At 43.8% G+C, this 18,952-nt stretch carries 19 protein-coding genes and 6 pseudogenes; 12 read left to right on the forward strand and 13 right to left on the reverse strand.

Annotation, left to right across the window (positions count from 1 at the left end; all coding sequences use genetic code 11):
* Positions 1-10: 10 nt before the first annotated feature.
* Both uvrA and NSQ39_RS01190 read right to left on the reverse strand, forming a co-directional pair.
* On the reverse strand, positions 11-2,455 hold the full coding sequence (gene uvrA, locus NSQ39_RS01185; protein WP_175075353.1) for an excinuclease ABC subunit UvrA: 2,445 nt from the start codon (positions 2,453-2,455) through the stop codon (positions 11-13).
* Between the two features lie 149 nt (positions 2,456-2,604).
* Positions 2,605-2,994 (reverse strand): GNAT family N-acetyltransferase, encoded by a 390-nt coding sequence (locus tag NSQ39_RS01190; RefSeq protein ID WP_175075352.1) that lies wholly within the window; start codon positions 2,992-2,994, stop codon positions 2,605-2,607.
* A gap of 203 nt (positions 2,995-3,197) precedes the next feature.
* Here NSQ39_RS01190 and NSQ39_RS01195 point away from each other — a divergent pair, with 203 nt between their 5' ends.
* Positions 3,198-3,914: a TioE family transcriptional regulator gene (locus NSQ39_RS01195; protein ID WP_175075351.1), complete on the forward strand. Its 717-nt coding sequence runs from the start codon at positions 3,198-3,200 to the stop codon at positions 3,912-3,914.
* A gap of 200 nt (positions 3,915-4,114) precedes the next feature.
* On the opposite strand, the gene NSQ39_RS01200 is transcribed toward NSQ39_RS01195, so the two are convergent.
* A complete protein-coding gene (locus NSQ39_RS01200; protein WP_236809528.1) occupies positions 4,115-4,864 on the reverse strand; it encodes a LysR family transcriptional regulator in 750 nt (249 codons plus the stop codon).
* 108 nt (positions 4,865-4,972) lie between these two features.
* Between NSQ39_RS01200 and NSQ39_RS01205 the strand changes: the two genes are divergently transcribed.
* The 7 genes and pseudogenes from NSQ39_RS01205 to NSQ39_RS01235 all read left to right on the forward strand — a co-directional run bounded on the left by NSQ39_RS01205 (position 4,973) and on the right by NSQ39_RS01235 (position 8,242).
* Positions 4,973-5,143 carry a hypothetical protein gene (locus NSQ39_RS01205; protein ID WP_236809527.1) on the forward strand — a complete coding sequence of 57 codons (171 nt, stop codon included), beginning with the start codon at positions 4,973-4,975 and terminating at the stop codon, positions 5,141-5,143.
* A gap of 28 nt (positions 5,144-5,171) precedes the next feature.
* Positions 5,172-5,861: an ATP-grasp domain-containing protein gene (locus tag NSQ39_RS01210; protein WP_236809526.1), complete on the forward strand. Its 690-nt coding sequence runs from the start codon at positions 5,172-5,174 to the stop codon at positions 5,859-5,861.
* 11 nt (positions 5,862-5,872) lie between these two features.
* Positions 5,873-6,109 carry a hypothetical protein gene (locus NSQ39_RS01215; protein ID WP_236809525.1) on the forward strand — a complete coding sequence of 79 codons (237 nt, stop codon included), beginning with the start codon at positions 5,873-5,875 and terminating at the stop codon, positions 6,107-6,109.
* Positions 6,109-7,305 (forward strand): MDR family MFS transporter, encoded by a 1,197-nt coding sequence (locus NSQ39_RS01220; protein WP_175075350.1) that lies wholly within the window; start codon positions 6,109-6,111, stop codon positions 7,303-7,305. The genes NSQ39_RS01215 and NSQ39_RS01220 overlap by 1 nt, the downstream gene beginning before the upstream one ends.
* A 73-nt stretch (positions 7,306-7,378) precedes the next feature.
* Positions 7,379-7,627 (forward strand): sigma-G-dependent sporulation-specific acid-soluble spore protein CsgA, encoded by a 249-nt coding sequence (locus NSQ39_RS01225; RefSeq protein WP_046129112.1) that lies wholly within the window; start codon positions 7,379-7,381, stop codon positions 7,625-7,627.
* Positions 7,628-7,644: 17 nt separating this feature from the next.
* On the forward strand, positions 7,645-7,836 hold the full coding sequence (locus NSQ39_RS01230) for a YbxH family protein (RefSeq protein WP_046129111.1): 192 nt from the start codon (positions 7,645-7,647) through the stop codon (positions 7,834-7,836).
* Positions 7,837-7,898: 62 nt separating this feature from the next.
* Positions 7,899-8,242, forward strand: a pseudogene (locus NSQ39_RS01235) (VOC family protein).
* Between the two features lie 37 nt (positions 8,243-8,279).
* Here NSQ39_RS01235 and NSQ39_RS01240 read toward each other — a convergent pair.
* The 7 genes and pseudogenes from NSQ39_RS01240 to NSQ39_RS01270 all read right to left on the reverse strand — a co-directional run.
* A complete protein-coding gene (locus NSQ39_RS01240; RefSeq protein ID WP_175075349.1) occupies positions 8,280-8,549 on the reverse strand; it encodes a hypothetical protein in 270 nt (89 codons plus the stop codon).
* A gap of 61 nt (positions 8,550-8,610) precedes the next feature.
* Positions 8,611-10,698, reverse strand: a pseudogene (locus tag NSQ39_RS01245) (thioredoxin domain-containing protein).
* A gap of 70 nt (positions 10,699-10,768) precedes the next feature.
* Complete coding sequence (locus NSQ39_RS01250) at positions 10,769-11,686, reverse strand: DMT family transporter (protein WP_175075346.1); 918 nt, start codon at positions 11,684-11,686, stop codon at positions 10,769-10,771.
* On the reverse strand, positions 11,683-12,096 hold the full coding sequence (locus tag NSQ39_RS01255) for a MerR family transcriptional regulator (protein WP_019260039.1): 414 nt from the start codon (positions 12,094-12,096) through the stop codon (positions 11,683-11,685). The genes NSQ39_RS01250 and NSQ39_RS01255 overlap by 4 nt, the downstream gene beginning before the upstream one ends.
* 151 nt (positions 12,097-12,247) lie before the next feature.
* Positions 12,248-12,483, reverse strand: a pseudogene (locus NSQ39_RS01260) (DUF255 domain-containing protein).
* A gap of 571 nt (positions 12,484-13,054) precedes the next feature.
* Positions 13,055-13,411, reverse strand: a complete 357-nt coding sequence (locus tag NSQ39_RS01265; protein ID WP_175075345.1) for an MmcQ/YjbR family DNA-binding protein — start codon at positions 13,409-13,411, stop codon at positions 13,055-13,057.
* Positions 13,412-13,552: 141 nt separating this feature from the next.
* Positions 13,553-13,699, reverse strand: a pseudogene (locus NSQ39_RS01270) (DUF255 domain-containing protein); the annotation flags it as partial.
* Between the two features lie 201 nt (positions 13,700-13,900).
* Between NSQ39_RS01270 and NSQ39_RS01275 the strand changes: the two are divergent.
* Positions 13,901-14,860 (forward strand): patatin-like phospholipase family protein, encoded by a 960-nt coding sequence (locus NSQ39_RS01275; RefSeq protein ID WP_175075344.1) that lies wholly within the window; start codon positions 13,901-13,903, stop codon positions 14,858-14,860.
* A 175-nt stretch (positions 14,861-15,035) separates the two neighbouring features.
* Here NSQ39_RS01275 and NSQ39_RS01280 read toward each other — a convergent pair.
* Positions 15,036-15,185, reverse strand: a pseudogene (locus NSQ39_RS01280) (DUF255 domain-containing protein); the annotation flags it as partial.
* A 377-nt stretch (positions 15,186-15,562) separates the two neighbouring features.
* Between NSQ39_RS01280 and NSQ39_RS01285 the strand changes: the two are divergent.
* Positions 15,563-15,976: an NUDIX hydrolase gene (locus NSQ39_RS01285; RefSeq protein ID WP_175075342.1), complete on the forward strand. Its 414-nt coding sequence runs from the start codon at positions 15,563-15,565 to the stop codon at positions 15,974-15,976.
* Positions 15,977-16,073: 97 nt separating this feature from the next.
* Positions 16,074-16,302 (forward strand): annotated as a pseudogene (locus tag NSQ39_RS01290) (hypothetical protein); the annotation flags it as partial.
* Between the two features lie 210 nt (positions 16,303-16,512).
* On the opposite strand, the gene NSQ39_RS01295 reads toward NSQ39_RS01290, so the two are convergent.
* Complete coding sequence (locus NSQ39_RS01295; protein ID WP_175075341.1) at positions 16,513-17,421, reverse strand: NmrA family NAD(P)-binding protein; 909 nt, start codon at positions 17,419-17,421, stop codon at positions 16,513-16,515.
* 114 nt (positions 17,422-17,535) lie between these two features.
* On the opposite strand from NSQ39_RS01295, the gene NSQ39_RS01300 reads away from it, so the two are divergent.
* Entirely contained in the window at positions 17,536-17,877 is a 342-nt protein-coding gene (locus NSQ39_RS01300) for a winged helix-turn-helix transcriptional regulator (protein WP_175075340.1), read from the forward strand.
* A 108-nt stretch (positions 17,878-17,985) separates the two neighbouring features.
* On the opposite strand, the gene NSQ39_RS01305 is transcribed toward NSQ39_RS01300, so the two are convergent.
* Positions 17,986-18,870 (reverse strand): alpha/beta fold hydrolase, encoded by an 885-nt coding sequence (locus NSQ39_RS01305; protein ID WP_175075339.1) that lies wholly within the window; start codon positions 18,868-18,870, stop codon positions 17,986-17,988.
* Positions 18,871-18,952 lie beyond the last annotated feature (82 nt).

The raw sequence follows: 18,952 nt of genomic DNA on the forward strand, positions 1-18,952 counted from the left end.
TTATTGGCTTTTATGCATGTAAGAAAGCGCCTGTAACCGACTCTTTGATGCATGCGACTTCTCTCGGCGCACCGCTGGCCACCACTTTGCCCCCGTCGGCTCCGCCGCCGGGACCCATATCGATGACCCAATCAGAAGCCCCGATTAAGTCGGTATTGTGTTCGACCATGATCACCGTATGCCCGGCATCAACCAGTTTATCCAGGAGCAAGCGGAGATTTTGCACATCAAGATGGTGCAGTCCTGCCGACGGTTCGTCCAAGAGATACAGATTGTGTCCCGAAGCGGATTTGCTGAGCTCTTTTGCAAGCTTTAAGCGCTGGCCTTCCCCGCCGGAAAGGGTCGTAACCTGCTGTCCCCATTGCAAATATCCAAGGCCGACTTCGCATAAAAGCTTCAGCAGTTTTGTGATTTTCTTTTGTTCAGTAAATAGAGAGAGGCTCTCTTCGATGCACAACTCAAGGATATCTGCGATCGAATGCCCTTTATATTTGACGGTCAGGACTTCCCGGTTGAATCTTTTGCTGCGGCAGTCCGGGCAAGCGACTTGCAAATGAGAGAGAAAATGCATATCTACCGAGACTTGTCCAAGCCCTTCGCATCTGTCGCATCTTCCGCCCGGCGTATTAAAGGAGAAGCTGTTCGCTTTCAAGCCCTTTTCTTTAGCCTCTGGCTGTGCAGCAAACAATTTGCGCAGGAGGGTGTATAAATCGATATAGGTGGAGACGCTTGAACGCTGCATTCGGGAAATGGGGGCCTGGCCGACTTTGACCACATTTTCAACCGCATCCATTCCTGTGATCATTCTGCAGCCCTGTACGTTTGTTTTTCCTTTTTCAGCCTGGGCGAGCAAGTCGAAGATCAGCGTTGACTTGCCCGATCCTGAGACGCCTGTGACCGATACCAGGCACCCGAGCGGAAACGATACCGTGACAGCCCGTAAATTGTGGCGGTCTGCCTCATGAATCGTTATGTGTTTTCCGTTGCCTTTGCGTCCTTTTGAAGCAGTTGTTCTTTTTTCTTTAAAATAACGGCCTGTGACGGAATGAGGCTGTTCCAGCAGCTCTTTCAGCGTTCCTTGCCCGACGATTTCTCCTCCGAACCGCCCGGCGCCCGGGCCGATATCAATCACATGATCGGCTTCCTGTATGACGCGTTCGTCATGTTCGATGACAACGACGGTATTGCCGAGGTCCCGCAGGTCTTTCATGACGCGGATGAGGCCGTCTGTGTCCTTCGGATGGAGTCCGGAGGTCGGTTCATCCAGTAAATACAAGACACCGGTCAGGCCTGACCCGAGAATCGAAGCGAGTCTGAGGCGCTGTGTTTCACCTCCTGAAAGAGACACTGAATTCCGATCCAGGGATAAATAGCCGAGGCCGACATTGATCACCCGTTTTACTTTGATCAGCAAATCATGAAGCACCGTCTCAAGAAGCGCATCTTTTTCCTGCTGAAGCTTCGATTGCAGACGCTCGATCCAGCCGTGAAGCTCGGCCAGCGAACCGTTTGAAAGGTTGGGCAAAGTTTTGCCCATTACCGTGACACGGCGGCTTTCTTCATTTAACCGTTCGCCGCCGCAATCCGTACATGGCTGTGTGATAAAATATGCGGCTTCACCCGATTGTCCTTCCTTTTCCTTATAGCGCCGCCACATTCCGGTTAAGACGCCTTCAAACTTGCCTTTTCCGACAGTTTTCGGTGGCGCGATATCTGGGAAGCGGCGGGAAAAGGCTTCGCTTTCAACACCGTACAGCAACAAATCCCACTGCGTCTCGTTGTATGCGGACAAAGGCTGATCCCCGCTCATTTCAAATCCGTAGTGTCTGCCCGCTGCTTCCAGAATGCCCGCCTGATATTCACTCATCATGTCGTACCAAAAAGTGACGGCGCCTCCTTTAATGCTCTTCTCTTTTTCAAATACGGCGTCGATGTCAATCTCGACCGCCGTACCGAGGCCGCTGCACTCCGGACATGCACCGTCAGGGGTGTTGAAAGAAAAGTCCGATTTGGTCAGCGGGGGATGAGGATGGTGACAAACCGGGCAGAAAACCGTCTCCGGCCCATCAACGGATGCAGGGGGAATGACGGCCTGGCATTGTCGGCAGCGCCTTTCGCCAATCTTTTGAAACACGAGCCGCAAATACGTGTACATGTCAGTCACCGTTCCGACCGTTGAACGCGGATTGCGGTTTGCCGCATGCTGGCCGATTGAAATTGAGGGAGACAGTCCGGCGATCGAATCGACTTTCGGCTTTTCAATCGAATCTCCCGACATTCCGCTTGATTCCATGTATTGCCGCTGACACTCCCGCTGCAAAATGTCCAATGCAAGCGTCGACTTTCCTGATCCGGATGGTCCGGTTACGACTACGAATTGATGCTTGGGAATGTCCAGCGACACATTTTTTAAGTTGTTTTCTCTTGCTCCTTGAATACGAATACGATCCTTCACTCAAAAAGCCCTCCTTGGCAGATCCTTTTTCCCCGGGGTACTACCTATTCTATAACACTCATGCAAGTGCCAAAGTTAAGGGATAAAAAATACGGAAATAGACGATGAAGATTAGCAACGTCCTTTAAGGTTTTTCTCGAAACGATCGCCTAAAGGGTTTTCGACAGGCTGATTGACTTTGGATACGTATATTGAAATCCAAATGTCTGATAAAAAGGGATCGACGGAACGTCGGCCATCATCAGCACTTCGGCGCCCAGGGGAGCGTTCTGCCGGAGAAAATCCATGATTTCGTCCATGATCATGTGCTTTATTTCTTCTTCCTGTTCAGACGGTTTGACGGCCACATCAACGATTTGGAAAAAGCGCCCGCCATCACCGATAATTCTTCCCATGCCGATGAGCTCTGAGTGATCGTCTCTGATGATCGCTGAAAAAATTGAGTGCTCTAAAGCCGTTTTGACCATATCCTCATCTTTTGTACAATTCCTTAATCCAAGATACTCCCGCGGATTCGGTACTTCATGAAAAATCTTCATGTCGGTCTCCTTTATTTTCGAATTCAGGTCTTACACCATCTATTTTACAAGCTTGATGCAAGTGATAAGGTCCGGTTGTAATCGCTGATTTTTATTAATATGGAGATTATCACAGCACTTTAAGATTTTTCTCTAATGTTTGTCTGGAAGAAGGGCTGTCTGGTATAGTGAAGGTTGACTGAAACCGATGGGGAGGATGGGAGATGCGTTATTACAAACCGATTGAGATTGCCAGGAAGCTGAACATCAGCACGAGCGCTTTGCGCCATTATGAATCATGGGGCGTCGTTCCCGCGCCTGAGCGGGCCGAAAACGGCTACCGCCTTTATACTTCCCTGCATTTAGCTTATTTCCGCTGTCTTCGCGCCATGTTTCCTGCATTTGGTGTAAGCGTTACATGCAAGGTGCTGCGTCATATTCAAAACGGTGATATTGATGCGGCCTTCTGGCTCGTGAATAAAGAGCAGGCCGACTTGCATGAGGAAAAAGCCGTCGCCGATCAAACGCTTGCCATATTGCGGGATCCCGACCTTCCGATTGTCCCGGGCCACAAGATGAAACGCCGCATGACGATCGGGGAAGCAGCCGCCCTCACCAACGTACAGACATCAGCCATCCGCCACTGGGAAAAAGAAGGCCTGATCACCCCCGAGAGAGACCCCGAGAATGGCTACCGGCTTTTCACACCGGTGCATGTCAGGCAAATTTTATTGATCCGCACATTGAGAAGGACCGTCTACTTTTTGGAAAATATGAAGGAAATCGTACAGGCTGTTGAACACCAAAGCATTGAAAAGGCAAAGCAAGTCACCGAACATGCACTGGAAAGCATTCATCAGCGCAATCGCCGGCAGTTTTACGGCATGCACCAGCTTGTCGAGCTTTGTAAAGAAGCCGGTTTGATGGAAGGTGAAAGCTAATGGCCGTTTGAAACGATTTAATATTCAGCGGCCGAATGATCGGTTCGGACTGAGGGGCTTCCTCAGCTCTAATCAATCATTTGAATAAAGTTAAGGGCAGATGGAGAAAGGTGATCCTCCGTCCTAATGCATAATGAAATGGGGTTCTTTATTACTGCTTTATCGACATGAATCTTTGCAATATCTCCTCGGGCGATATATTAGTTTACTTCAAGAGCAGATGCGAACGTCACGCCATATCCCTCCATCACTGTTCTGATTGTTTCGTTCAATCCGTTTATTTGTACGCCCATGTTTGGTTTCCCTGCATTATGCAGGCTGCACAGCGAAATCAATTTTTCCCGTGAAAAACTTCCTTCCTCGCGAAAGACGAACGGCTCTTTTACAATATCCTCCAATGTCACGTGCTGTGAGGCAAACTTATGTTTTTGATTGACGACGAATAACATGTCATCCTCAAAAAGCAATCTTCCTTTAATCAGCGGGCTGAACTCCGTCATGCCCCCAATGAAGCCGATGTCTGCTTCATAATTAATCAGTTGATCGATCGCCTTTTGATAATTCATGGTCGAGATTTCTACTTCTGTTTCAGGATAGAGCTGTTTAAAGCGGCTGATCCATTTCGGCAGCAAAAAATTGGCCGGAAGGTATGTGGCGACGATTCGCACCTTGCCAATCGCCCCTTTTTTTACTTGGTCGAGGTAAGATTCGATTTCCTCCTCAAGGGAAAAAAGCCGTTTGGCTTGTTTTGCAAGCTCAACGCCTGTTGGGGTTAATAAAATGCCTCTGCCTTTAGAAACGAGCAGCGTGCAGTTGATGTCGCGCTCTAGCTTTTTAATTTGCGCAGTTACAGCCGGCTGACTGATTTTCAGCTCGTTTGCAGCTCCGGTGCGGCTACAGTGTAGAACAATCGCAATGCGTGAAGATTCATGTTTTTCCACTCGATTCATAAATAATATTGATGATTGGTAAACAAAGATATATTAGAGTTATCTAAATACTTTTACTATTTTCTGAATAAAACGGCTTATTCGAAGTCTCCGTATGATGTATGGTTGATGGAATTGAATAAGCCGATTGTGATGCTGACATCATCCGACCGCGCCGATGAATGCAGAAATTACGACGTTATTGAATCGTTTGACCATTATCCCGTAAATGGATGCATCGAAATTCGCGCACTAGAGCTGCACGATACATATCAATTCGAAAGCAAGCTCGGAATATGATGTGCTGAGAGCTGGGAAGCTGAGGACCATGCTGGGAATTAAAGGGCAGTCTTATGAAAGCGGATTGCTGTTCCGCAACAAGGTGTTGATGAAAGAACGATTACAAAGTGCAGGTGTGCGGGTGCCTAATTTTAAGAAAATCGAGACCGCGGCCGACGTATATACATTTATCCAATCTTCCGGCTTTCCGATTGTGATAAAGCCCGTTTATGGCTCGGGGTCAGTGGATACAGCCGTTTTAACGAACCGCCAGGAGATGTTGGGCTTCCTATCAAACGGCCTTCAAGATCATCTTGAGGTTGAATCATTTATTGAAGGAGATATGTATCATATCGACGGGCTTATATTGGAAGGGGAGGTTGTCCTGAGTTGGCCGTCCCGGTATATCAATGGATGCTTGGCATTTCAAAGCGGCCGGTTTTTGGCGAGCAACCAGCTTGAACCCGCAAATCCGCTTGCTTCCCGGCTGACCAGCTTCGTTCAAAAGGCTCTTGATGCCCTGCCTGTTCCTGAAACGATGACATTTCACGCCGAAGTCTTTCATACACCTGAAGACGAACTCGTTTTTTGCGAAATTGCCAGCAGAACTGGGGGCGCCATGGTGCGTGAGGCGACGGCCCAGGCTTTTGGCTTTGATATTAATGAAGTATGCGTCAGAGCGCAATGCGGATTAAAGTCCAATATTCCAAAAGGAATTGACAAAGGTCCGACATGTTAAGCGGTTGGATGTTGATCCCTCCGAAAGCCGGCGTTCTGAAAGACATTCCGCCAATCCCTTCTTTTGACTGGATCACAAAGCATAAGCTATCGGCAAAGCCCGGACAAGCATTTCAAGGCTCATCATCCAGCGTAGATGCGATTGTAAGCTGTCTTGTAACCGGGAAAACAGAAGACGAATTGAAAACCCGGATTCATCAGCTTGCAAAATGGTTCGACGATAAAATCGTTTGGGAAAAAAGCGGCTGATGCTTTCTCAATTAAAATTATTTAACCGTCTGCATCCGCTTATTCGCTTTTTACTCATCGGGACGCTTGTGACAAGGGCGGCAAAAGCTATGACAACGCCGTTTTTGGCTCTCTACTTACATGTTGAGACAGGAGCGGATTTTGGAGTCATCGGACTGGTTATCGGTTTGGGGTACTTCTCCAGTACTGTCGGAGGGGTCATCGGAGGGACGCTGTCAGACAAAATCGGCAGAAAAAAAGTGATGCTGTCATCAATCTTTGTATGGAGCATCGTGTTTGTTCTGTTTGGGCCTGTTCACGATCTTGTTTCATTTATGCTATTGAATGTATTGAACGGACTTTGCCATTCATGTTTTGAACCTGTTTCAAAAGCACTGATGGCGGAATTGTCCGATCGCGATATGAGGTTCCGCATTTTCTCTTTGCGCTATTTAGCGATCAATGTCGGAGCCGCTGTCGGTCCGTTATTGGGCACATATTTGGGACTGGCTAAAACGGGAGCTCCGTTTATAATCACTGGTGTTGTTTATTTTTGCTATGCTGTTTTGCTAAGCCGGATGATGCAGAACATTATGATGAAACAAACAAAATCAGAGTTAAAACAAGTCCCGGCAGGTTCCGTTTGGAAAACGGTAAAAGGGGATGTGGCTCTTCATTTTTATATAGCCGGAGGCGTTCTCTTGATGTTCAGCTATTCTCAAATGGGAAGCACGCTGCTTCAGTATCTCAATCACGATGTTTCCAACGGCGTCAAACTGTTCTCGGCTTTAATCACGTTAAACGCAGTCACCGTTATCGTGCTGCAAATGCCGCTCACCCGTTTGTTTGAAAAATCGAAGCCGTTAACGGCGATATCGATGGGAACCGTATGCTGCATGTTAGGCAATATCGGCTTTTCCCTTTCCGATGGCTGGCTGGCTTTTTTCCTTTCAATGTTTGTCCTGACCACAGGCGAAATATTATTTTTTCCTTCCATGAACGTACTTTTGGATGAGCTGGCGCCAGAGCATATGAGAGGCGCTTATTACGGCGTCCAAAACCTGTATAACATAGGGGAGTTTCTAGGGCCTTGGATTGGAGGAATGATTCTCGGCTTGTACGGGGGAAAGGTTGTCTTTCTCGTTGCCGCTTTTTCGGTCTTCGTGGCTTTGGGCTCTTATCGTATCGGAAGACGGAAGTTTTTATCGTCTGCATAGGGTAAGGAAATTTTAAACATGCATGATTGACGGCAAATTCACTCAACCTATGGGTAAAAAAGGAGATCAAAGCATGGATACAACATTGGGGTATTTGCGGGAGTCATTGTCAAACCATCTTGAACACGACATGGGCCAGAGGATTTACAAAAAAATCGTTTCCCGGCAGTACGAAAATGAAGAAGAGTTTGTCAGGCATCTGGATGAGCGGGAAGCCGCTTTTTTGAACGAAGTGCTCGAACATGAAATGACATATGCGCTGAACGAACAAGACCACAAGCGGACGAGAGAGTTAAATGAAGTATACGAATTGTTGTTTTGAAAGGCGGGCGAGGCGAGATGGGCGCGATCGAGCGGAACGGCTATACGTTTGAGCCCGAGTTCAGCGTGACAAGACAGAACGGGGCGATCCATGTATACCGGCGCGGGCGGTTTGTCGAGGAAATCCGATTCGAATTTTCCGGCGAGTTCCCTGAGCACGATTTGATTGAGGAGCTGGTCAATCATTATTGCTTTGAGCATAACATTTAAGCTGCCATTCTGTGGCAGTTTTTTTGTGATATTCTAAAGTAAAACTGAAAAGAGGGGATTCGATGTTTTCAGGTATCGACCATGTGCAAATTGCAGCTCCCAAGGGCAGCGAGAATGAATGCAGACAATTTTTCTCGAACGTATTAGGGATGCGGGAGATTCCAAAGCCGGAGAATTTAAAGAAACGCGGAGGAGTTTGGTTTCAGTGCGGTCCGCACGAGCTTCACATCGGCATGCAAGAACCTTTTACCCCTGCCTTGAAAGCGCAACCGACATCAAGAAGCTGAAACAAACATTAAAACAACACGGTGTACAAATAACGGAGGGCGAACCGTTAGAAGGAGCGGCAAGATTTTATGTCAATGATCCGTTCGGCAATCGCCTGGAATTTTTGCAGAGGCATTAAGAAAAGCTGCCGCGCGCCGCGGCAGCTTTTCTTAATGTTATTTTTTCTTTTGATCGTAATATTGAACCGGATACATTGAGCCTTCAGAGACCATTTTGTTGTCTTCGATATCATGCGGGTGCGGATGCCCCGCCTTTTCGACCGGGAATGACGCCGTATCTTGCTTTTGCGGCAAAGACGGCAGTTTTGCCTTCATATTCTGCAAGCATTCCTTGAGTTTTTGCCTGTTGGCCTGGTCCTTAAGCATATAAGAGGCGACACCGACAACTGCGGAAACGGCGAGCACTGACATCACGTTTTTCTTCATGGTCAAAACCCCTTTCTGAAAGTTTTGGTGAACTTTCAGGTGCTATTCCCGCTATCATCGTTTATGAAACGGACAGAAGCCGTTTCAGCGCTTCATTAATGTCTGTTGTCGGCTGTTGACATGCGAAGTTTTCGCAAATATAGACGGTCGTTTTGTCACCGATCGCTTTATAGTCCGCCGCAAAGTCGGCAACCCCTTTAAAATCTTCCGGAGACTCTGCGGCCAGGACGGCGTAGGTCGGCTGAAAGGCATGCTGCAATGCCTTAACGATCTTTTTCCGGTCAGGATCATCGCGTTTGCCCAGGATAACAATTTCTTTTTGCGGCATCACATGGCTCAGTAAACTTTGGAGAAAGTTTGTATGTCCGCTCGGGTAAGCAGATACGTCCCCGTGAAACGCCGAAAACATGCCGGATACACGATCGATCAATGACAAGTCGCCCGTCAGCCGTCCGAGACGGAACAGCTGGACGGCGGCAACGCCGTTTCCGGACGGCAAAGCACCGTCGTACACTTCTTTATCTCGGACGATAAGCGCCTCGGCGTCGCTTCCCGTAAAGTAAAAACCGCCGTGATCCTCATCCCAGAACAGCCCGATCATCTTTTCCGCTAAATCTTTCGCTTTTCGCAAATCGTCGAGGTTCAGCGACGCTTCGTACAATTCGAGATACGCCCATAACAAAAACGCGTAATCATCGATAAACCCTTTATTCTTCACTTCACCGTCGCGGTAGCGCACCATAACGCGCCCGTCCTTGATTAATTCGTCTTCGATAAACGACATTGCAGTCCGCGCCATTTCCAAGTATTCAGGGGCATCGAACACCTTCGCCGCTTTGGCGAGACCGGCGATCATCAAAGCATTCCACGATGTCAGCACCTTATCGTCGACATGGGGATATACCCTTTCTTGGCGTTTTTCGAAGAGCCTTTGCTTCGATTCTTCCAGCTTGTCTCCCAGTTCAGCTTCCGTCAGCGAAAACTCTTCCTTTACCCCTTCAAGATTCGCATAGATCAAGTTCGGAATATTGTGCCCTTCGAAATTCCCTTCGTCCGTTATATCATAGACGGCGCAGTACAGCGTGCCGAGCTCATCGCCGAGCGTTTCTTCAATTTCGTCTTTTGACCATATGTAATATTTTCCTTCAACACCCTCTGTGTCGGCGTCAAGCGCAGAGTAAAAAGCGCCTCTGTCATCTGTCATCTCGCGGCGGATAAACGCGATGATCTGCTCGGCAATCCGTTTATACCGTTCGCGTTTTGTTACCTGATAGGCTTCTGTGTAAGCGATCAGCAGCAACGCATTGTCATAGAGCATTTTCTCAAAATGGGGGACGAGCCATTCCGGATCGGTCGAATAACGGGCAAACCCGTAGCCGATATGGTCGTAGATGCCCCCGTTCGCCATGCTGTCGAGCGTTTTCGTCACGCTGTACAAGGCGTTTTCCTCTCCGCTGTATTGATGGTAGCGGAGCAGAAAGGTCAGCATGTGAGGAATCGGGAACTTCGGCGCGCTGCCAAAGCCGCCGTATATCGTGTCAAAACTGTTCATCAGCTGCTGGTACGTGCGCTTCAGGATATCCTCTTCCAGCGCTTCGCCGGCATCGCTTTTCGCTTTGATTTTCAGGTTGTTGGACGCCTTTTCAGCGATATCTTCGACATAATCCCGTTTTTTCTCAAACGTATTTGACAGCTGCTTCAGCACCTCGACAAATCCCGGACGGTTGAAGCGGCTCATCTTCGGAAAGTACGTCCCCGCATAAAACGGCTTTTGCTCAGGCGTCAAAAACACATTCAGCGGCCACCCGCCCTGCCCCGTCATCATCTGGCAGATCGTCATATAAATCGAATCAACATCAGGCCGCTCCTCGCGATCGACTTTAATGGCGACGTATTTCTCATTCAGAAGCTCGGCGACTTCTTCGTCTTCAAAGCTTTCATGGGCCATGACATGGCACCAATGGCAAGTTCTTTAGATTAGCCAAGGCTAGCTATACCCAATAGATACGAGAACAGGCTTGTTTTCGCTTTTCGCTTTTTCAAATGCTTCTTCCCCCCAAGGGAACCAGTCTACAGGGTTATGGGCGTGTTGAAGCAAGTACGGAGACTTCTCAGCGATTAATCTATTGGGTGTATTGTTAGTGGGCATGGGATCACCTTCTTTCTATATTAGTGTATATTTAACTTAACACATTTTCTCAAAAATAATCCCTATTTCTTTATACAGCTGACTGTTCTTTAGTATTGTACTTAGGAATACGTATTACCCCCGAAGCAGTTAAAACGCCTAATATAACTAACCCAGCCCCAATAACTTGAAATACCTTTATCGGTGTTCCAACGGCAAATGTAATAATCATCGTTACAACGGGAACAAGGTTGAAAAATAAAGATGTTTTACTTGCCCCAATCTCCTTAATCCCTTGATTCCACCATAGGTAACCCAAAATACTTGTAAAGAAAGCCATAAAGGCAATTGCTCCCCAAACTCCAATCGGGATGTTTGATAAAGAAACGGGATTCGATGTAAATAAAGAAACTACTATTAAACTAACAGCACCGATAACCATCGTATAAGTGGTTGTAGATAGCGGAGTACCATCTTTTATAAACCGACGTCCAAGTACACCATAAAGTGCCCAACAAACGTTACCTGTAAAGATTATTAAATCTCCGCCTGAAATTGATAAGGTTTTAATGGTTTCGATAGAACCTTGTGTAATGACTAACAATACACCGATGAAAGCAAAGAATATGCCGAGCACTTGTTTTTTTGTAATTTTGTCCTTTAAGATAATTCGAGCGAAAATTGCTGTTAATAAAGGATTCAGACCCATTATTAATGCTCCGTTAACGGGAGATGTATATTTCAACCCAACAAAAAACAAGGCGTTAAAACCAAATATCCCCATAATCCCAAGCGCAATGTATGAAACGGCATTCTTCCGTAATTGACTTTTCTTTATACCTTCAGTAAAAATCAAAATGATGAGCATCACCGCAGCAGCTAAACCGAAACGCCATGCCGCAGAAGACGATGGAGAAAAATATCCAACTGTATATTTTGCAAGATTAAAAGTAGCTCCTGTAAAAATAGAGAAGCCAAGTAACATCAGGTATATATTTAAATGTTTCATTTGTTTTCCACTTCCTCTTTCAAAATTGAATAATATGTATCCAGTTTTCCTTTTGTAGTAGAAATTACTTCTTCCAGCTCCTTTTTTTTAATTTCCATTTTCTCTAAGTGCTTGGTTAAAATCTCAATACGTTTATTTATAGATGGGGAGAGTTGTGACGATTTAACATCCGAATTGATTTTTTCCAAAATGCAGCCGTCTTTGACAAACTCATTAATATCCTCCAATGACATACCTGTTTCCTTTAAACTTTTAAGGAATGTCATAAACTGAATATCAGTCTCTGTATAAAAACGTCTTCCGCTGTTTTTTCGTTTTGGTGGTGGAAGTAACCCAATTTTTTCGTAATATCTTAATGTATACGAACTAATACTAGTCTTCTCAGCAGCTTTACTAATGGAATACAACAAACATCATCCCTCCCTTTTAATTAAAGTTAGTTTACAACTTAGAGTTAACTCTAAGTCAAGCAAAAAAAAACTGCTACCGCATAGTTGCGGATTACAGGTTTTAAAAAATGAATGACATAAAAGGTAAACTGTATTATTTGAACAAATGGTATTATCGTTTAAAATGGCTTCCGTTATCTTTTAATGGAGTTATACACGAGTTGATTATCCCAGGCCACCAATGGCATGCCGAATAACCGATACTGATCAGAAGCGCTTGTTCTCGTGTTTCGCTTTTTCGAAGGCTTCTTCTCCCAAAAGGGACCAGTCCACAGGATTGTGAGCATGTTGAAGCAAGTACGGAGACTTCTCAGCGACTAATCTATCGGGTTTACCTTTATTTATAATAGGATCATCTTCTTTCCAATTTGATTATATTCAGGTTGCCACATTAACCATAAACAATACAAAACTGTTGTTTATTCCATAAAAAATGAAAAAATATATATAATGTTTGATTGTGTCATCATAGGAAATATAAGTTTATTTTTGGTCTATTGATATATATTTGGTTACGTACTATATGTTGTGATAACGTTGCTTTACAAAAAAATTCAAGTTCAAATTACATTGAATAAACGAGATTCAAAAACATACGTTCTTCAAATGTTATACTTGAGAAAATCAGCACTCATACTATATGATGGGCAGTTAATACCTTTGGAAGCGATTTTATGATTCGAAGATCTTTATTTGATGCGAGTATGATCAAGAACGGCCTTTAGCAAATCGTGTGGGGCCCAAAAGTTTAGAAGAGTTGGTAAGGCTAAAACATGCGCATAACATGTTTTATATGACTAATATGTTCCGCCCTTAGTTTAAGTAGAATCCTTCTTGTTAAAGAAAATGTGCCCGTTTGTGGCACAGAGAAAAGAACAATAATATCCTAAACTTGATTAGCAGGGAGCACTCTTTATCTTTACTTGGTTAAATGAAAGCTCTGCTCGATTAAGTAATAAATTTCTCCTTCTGGATCTGTACGTTCCAAAACAAGTGAAATCCAATGTTCCTTATCCATATGATATCCGGGCAGGATATTTTCCCCGTTTCTTAAACTATCACTTATTTCAGGTGGACATTTTAGATTCAGAATATCTATTTCGTCACTTCCATATAATCCTAATTTTTCCGGGGGAACATTCATTATAAGACCGTACCATTTTTTGTTTGATTCATGTCTCAAAGCGGCATAGTTTGGGTATTTCTTCCACGGGTAATCAGGCGATGTACCGTATTTTTCTTTGACGTGTTTAAAGATATCTTCTCTTGTTAACATACTTCAATCATCCCTCCAACTACTTACGGTTAATTTCTTCTCTCTAACCCATCTTTGAAAAAATCACAGGAATTTGTACTCGACGATCCTTGGTTGTCGATTTTGGTTACTTTAATAGACATGTCACCCAATGGCAAGCCAATAGCCGATGCTGACGAGTACCGGTTTGTTTGCGCGCTTTGCTTTTTCGAATTCTTCTTTTCCCCAGGGTACCAGTTGACGGGAGTGTTGGAGTAAATATGGGGATTTCTCAGCGATTAATCTGTTGGGTTTATTGTTAGTTGGCATGGGATCACCTTCTTTCATATCGTTTTGCTCTTTCTTACTTTACCACGTGTATTGAATTTAATACTTTCGTTGATATGTGAGTCCTAACAAATAATATTAATAAATCGAACAACGTTTAGCGCAAGAGGTATCCATCCATACAACAGACACTGGATAAACATATACTGCATGATAGATCAAATTAGAAAGGAGAAATCAGCTTTGACAACATATCGGATCATGACCTTTGATGGGGGTGGTACCTTAGGTGCTTTAAGTTTGCAACTGTTGAGCAGACTGGTTAAACAAAACCCGAAATTAATAAGTCAGACCCATGTATTTTCGGGAACTTCAATCGGTTCATTCACGGCCCTTGCGTTAGCAAGCGGAAGATCGCTGCAGGAGACATTCCAATATTTTAAGGAAAAAATTCTGCCTGCATTCAGTATTTCCCGGCCAGGAGGGCCTGTTTTTAATCAGCAATTACCATATTCAGGTTTTATTAAAGCGGTACGAAACTTTTTCCCGTCAGATCTTCGTCTTAAAAATTTAAAAAAACGAATTGTTGTTCCTGCATTTAAATTATACTCACCTGAGCTGGATCGGTGGACTCCTGTATTATTCCACAATTTTCCTGGCTCTCCCTATTTAAATGAAAAAGTGAGTGATGTCATACTGCGGAGCAGCGGTGCTCCCGCGACGCAACGTGCCTATCAAAATTACGTGGATGGATATGTAGTAGCAGCGAACCCTAGTACACCAAGTATCGCGTTTGCAGTGGGTAAAGCCAACGTGCCGTTGGATGAAATTGCGGTATTATCCATCGGAACAGGTGAAGCCCCGACTCGGTTAAGAAGAGATACGAGGGGGTGGGGGATGGTAAGTGCAGATAACATACGCCCCAAAAATCTGGATAATCTTCCTCCAAATTGGGGAGTGCTTCTGAACCGAGCGCCCAACGAACCTTTGCTGCCATTCCTTTCGGTTGTCGGCAGTGGATCAGGTTACTATGAAACCATGGTCAGTTCTAATCTTCTGGGTGATCGCTTTTTTCGGTTAAATCCACGAATCCCAAGCTTATCCTTAACAGACCCTTCTGTTGTTCCCGTTGTCATTGAAATTGCTAACAAAACCAATTTACAACCTGTACTTCGATTTATAGAGGAGAACTGGAGCAAATAAATTTTCATTTTAAGCTGTTCTCACTTATATTTTCTTAACTTACAACTTTTCTTAGAGAAAAGTATTTTCGAAATAAATACAGACAATGGGTGAAAAGAATTTTGTTTTAGGCACTAGCCTGTGATGAATTGAATTTTCATCCAGGCCTTTTTATTTAGTACAGTATATGTGATCAGTGGCAAGTCGAATAGCCGATGCTGACGAGCACCGGCTTGTTTTCGCGTTTTGCTTTTTCGAAGGCTTCTTCTTCCCAGGGGTATGGGGATTTCTCAGCGATTAATCTATTGGGTTTGTTGTTAGTTGGCTTGGGATCACCTTCTTTCATTATTTTGTTAAGTTTATTTATATAAATGTTATTACCAAAAGAAGAGTTTACATAATAATCACTCAAAAGTAGACAAAAAGCTTTTTTGTCCCTTGTTGTTGAATAATCTACAAATTTTAGTTTTTATTTGTTTTTCTGTACTACATAAATAAAGTCCACAAAAACCATCATCTTCATATACCCTTTCGCTTTGTTTTTTATACCGATCTATTATGCTGTTAATGGCATCATCATATTTGTTGCCCCCCGCAGGCAGCTAACACAAACAGCATCATTAGATTAAGGAAAATAAAAACGCATCTCAATCTTATATCCTTTATAGTAATATGTAGAAGCCCAATATGCGGTTAAAATATATTTATATAAAGGAGATTATCATGGAAGAAGTTAAAGTTGTATATGCATTGATTAAAAATGAGTTCAATCAGATATTAATGGTAGATAATCATGAGGGGCATTGGTCACTTCCAGGTGGAAGAGTTGAACTTGATGAAAACCTAATAGAAGCTGCTGTACGTGAGGTGTATGAAGAAACAGGGCTAGAAGTTGAAATAGGGAATATACTAGTTATTAATGAAGCGAAATTTATAGAGAGGAATCATCACGCTATATTATTTACATTTGAAGCAAAAATTGTAGGAGGAACAGCAGTAATTAAAAATGCTCAAGAAATATTGAAAATAGAATGGGTTGATATTGATCAAGCAAGTCAACGAATGCCTTATTACACTGAAGGGATTAATAAACTTATGAAAGGAAATGCGTTGTATAACAATCAAGGAACAATATGAAATAAACGATTGTAATAGTTGTTATCTGTAAAAAATTAATAGCTATTCCCTAATAGTCTCGTATTTTGATTTATCCAAATCAAAGTGCGTTTTTTTATTGCTCCTACCCAATCGAGCACGATTGGGTAGTGATTTAGAGTCTATTGGCTGTTTGGATATTGCTGAGGAACTGATTAAAAAAATGATGGGAGGTACTTTTTACAGTGATGTCGCTCAAAGGGTTATAGTTCAAGCTCTTGCAGTTATAGAGAATGCCAAACTTCAAGCCCATTCAACATACTGGAGGATGAAGAAAAATCGTAGAGTTTGAAGGAATTAGCTACTACCCATATATATCTAAAAGATGCCGGTTTGTCTGCACGATTGGCGTATTGGACTCCGCATGTTTCACAGATAAAATATGCCATTGCAGTCTGCTCCTTTTATTCTTTATTTAGAACAAAATAATGATAGAGCGGCAGTCTGGATGTTCTGAGTTTGTCCTTTTCATATTATAGCAGCTTCTTCTTCAACTGGATAAAAGAGTAATGGAGTTTTTATTTTACCCGTGCTTCCTTCTCATATTGAGGTTTAAATACTTCATTTATAAACGTGTCAAAAGACGTCGGGGTAGTATTTTCGGATGAACGCTGTTCCAGCATTCGAATGTGCTTTGTATTCAGAGCCCGTGCTGTCTCTAACACAAGGTCTATAATATGTTCTGAAAACCCTTGATTTCTCATTTCATTTCGGGCTGTTTCTTCGGTTGTTTGTATATAGCCGAGGTTCGGTTTGCCGATCGCTTTTCCTATGAGCCTCGCCGCTTCAGACATACTCAAGTCACAACTGCCGTGCAACTCTCTTATTTGTTGATCTTGATGGTTAACTTTTAGCATCGCTTCTCCTGCAATTTGTCCAATGTCCCGTGTGGCAATCATAGGAAACTGAACATCGGGGAGAAAAGGACCTTTTGCGGCATCGTGAATTAAAATGTTTTGAATTTGTGAAAGTAAATTTTCCATGAAGTATCCAGCCCGTAAGTGCAAAACGTTTAACCCTTCTATTTGATTCAGTCGTTGTTCGAGCAAGTGTAATCCTCCTACTGATCCGGTGCCTTCTTCTTGATCTGCTCCCCAGCTGCTGAGAGACACAACATTCTTAATTTTTGTTTGTGTCAGAGCAGGGATTAATGCATTGATAATGCGGGTCTGGTAAGCGCGAAAATCAGTGCTCGTCACAATGTAGTTAGGCTGAAGCATCACGTAGACTGCTTTTGCGCCGGTAAAAGCCTTCATCAGCCTTGTTGCATCTCCTGGTTCAGAGACAAACGGCTCAGCTCCTTTACGCACAAACCGCTGTAAGCGTTCCGGGTTTCTGCCAATCACTCTGACCGGCTGTCCTTTGTCTAATAAATAGTTTGCAACTGCACTGCCTGTTCGTCCGGTTGCCCCTGTAATCACGTACATAGCCTGCACCTCCGTGGTTTTGATACTATCATAAAAACTATGGTATAAAATAACAAGCAAGCACTTTTGGGACACGCAGTATCCATTTTGATACTAATCTGGGGAGGGAAGCGAATGCTGGTGAAATACAAGGATAACGAGTATAGATGTTCAATAGAATTGACATTGAAGCTGATAGGGGGTAAATGGAAAGTACTCATCTTGTGGTATTTAGGCGAAAAAAATATGCGCTTTGGCGAATTAAAAAGAGCTTTACCGCAAATTACGCAAAAAATGTTAACAAAGCAGCTGAGGGAATTGGAAGAGGACGGTATAGTCAATCGATTTGTTCATCATCAAGTACCGCCTAAGGTAGAATACTCTCTTTCTGAAATTGGAAAAAGCCTTTTGCCGATTTTAAGCACTTTGTCTGAGTGGGGGGCCTTCTATGCGGAGCAGGCTGGATCTAATCATTAATCCCGCGAAAAAAATAGAGCCTATAAGAGACTCTATTTCTATATTAATAAAAATATCCAGAATACGAATACCGATTGAGATTCTCTTACACAATTATAAGACTGTGGTTTATTTACTGAAAAAACGTAATACACGTTCATTTACGTATTGAGGCTGTTCCATTGATAAAACGTGGCCTGCCTGTTTTATGATTTCTGCTTCAATACCAGGAACGAATGTTGAGGCGCGATGTAAGGCTGATTGCGGGTCATAGATGACTTCATGTTCACCCAGCAATAATAGAATAGGGACTTTTACTGATTTTAATTCGTCATCGGTGAAAACATACGGAAATCCGTCGGCGTTGGGCTTTGGCTGTCTTAATCCATCCTGCCACATCACGCCTGCATGAAACTGCTCTGCAAAAACCGGGTGTAACACATTACGGTCTGTCATCATCCACTTTAAGAAATTCTCTACTCCATCAGGCTCTGTGAGACTAAGAGCGTATTGATAAAAATCGTGATGAAACGGCAAAAATGTTTCCGCGGGACTAAGGATAGCTGCGCTTTCTACTCTCTCTGGCGCACGTAAAACGAAATTCATCGTATGAAGCCCACCAAGCGAAAGTCCAACAATGTGCGACTTTTCGATCCCCAGAGCGTCAAACACATCAAGAAGCCAATCGGCGTAACCCGCCCTCGTACCGCATAAATCTGCAGGGATGCTTTTGTTCTTATCACCTATGATATCGATTGCATATGTTCGGTATTTGCTGCTCCAATCCTCGATATTGGGATGCCACATAGTGGAGCTGAATAATGCCCCGTGAAGCAATACAAGCGGCGGGGCATCCTCAGGTCCGCTTGCAATAATATGAGTTTGGCCGAAACGGGTAGATACATAGAAAGCTTTGTAGTGAACTGGCCAAAGACCGAGGCTTTCGTCATAAGCTTGAAAATAGCGAATGCCGCCGTCGCTTAAATCAGGGGTAATCGGTGAATGTTTTGACATGAACATTTCCTCCCAATCCTCTTTAAATGAATGTTTCGTTACGTGCAAGGGAGTCTGTTTTTTGTATAACAGAATTTATAAA

The organism is Bacillus sp. FSL W8-0848, from assembly GCF_038007805.1.
Classification (GTDB): Bacteria; Bacillota; Bacilli; order Bacillales; family Bacillaceae; genus Bacillus; species Bacillus glycinifermentans.

What these genes read in the sequence shown, in the direction of transcription:
- NSQ39_RS01200 (WP_236809528.1), bottom strand. Translation starts at nt 4,864, where the DNA reads ATGAATCGAGTGGAAAAACATGAATCTTCACGCATTGCGATTGTTCTA.
- NSQ39_RS01195 (WP_175075351.1), top strand. Translation starts at nt 3,198, where the DNA reads ATGCGTTATTACAAACCGATTGAGATTGCCAGGAAGCTGAACATCAGC.
- NSQ39_RS01225 (WP_046129112.1), top strand. Translation starts at nt 7,379, where the DNA reads ATGGATACAACATTGGGGTATTTGCGGGAGTCATTGTCAAACCATCTT.
- NSQ39_RS01230 (WP_046129111.1), top strand. Translation starts at nt 7,645, where the DNA reads ATGGGCGCGATCGAGCGGAACGGCTATACGTTTGAGCCCGAGTTCAGC.
- NSQ39_RS01265 (WP_175075345.1), bottom strand. Translation starts at nt 13,411, where the DNA reads ATGTTAACAAGAGAAGATATCTTTAAACACGTCAAAGAAAAATACGGT.
- NSQ39_RS01240 (WP_175075349.1), bottom strand. Translation starts at nt 8,549, where the DNA reads ATGAAGAAAAACGTGATGTCAGTGCTCGCCGTTTCCGCAGTTGTCGGT.
- NSQ39_RS01210 (WP_236809526.1), top strand. Translation starts at nt 5,172, where the DNA reads ATGCTGGGAATTAAAGGGCAGTCTTATGAAAGCGGATTGCTGTTCCGC.
- NSQ39_RS01295 (WP_175075341.1), bottom strand. Translation starts at nt 17,421, where the DNA reads ATGTACGTGATTACAGGGGCAACCGGACGAACAGGCAGTGCAGTTGCA.
- NSQ39_RS01250 (WP_175075346.1), bottom strand. Translation starts at nt 11,686, where the DNA reads ATGAAACATTTAAATATATACCTGATGTTACTTGGCTTCTCTATTTTT.
- NSQ39_RS01285 (WP_175075342.1), top strand. Translation starts at nt 15,563, where the DNA reads ATGGAAGAAGTTAAAGTTGTATATGCATTGATTAAAAATGAGTTCAAT.
- NSQ39_RS01205 (WP_236809527.1), top strand. Translation starts at nt 4,973, where the DNA reads ATGGAATTGAATAAGCCGATTGTGATGCTGACATCATCCGACCGCGCC.
- NSQ39_RS01190 (WP_175075352.1), bottom strand. Translation starts at nt 2,994, where the DNA reads ATGAAGATTTTTCATGAAGTACCGAATCCGCGGGAGTATCTTGGATTA.
- NSQ39_RS01220 (WP_175075350.1), top strand. Translation starts at nt 6,109, where the DNA reads ATGCTTTCTCAATTAAAATTATTTAACCGTCTGCATCCGCTTATTCGC.
- NSQ39_RS01305 (WP_175075339.1), bottom strand. Translation starts at nt 18,870, where the DNA reads ATGTCAAAACATTCACCGATTACCCCTGATTTAAGCGACGGCGGCATT.
- NSQ39_RS01300 (WP_175075340.1), top strand. Translation starts at nt 17,536, where the DNA reads ATGCTGGTGAAATACAAGGATAACGAGTATAGATGTTCAATAGAATTG.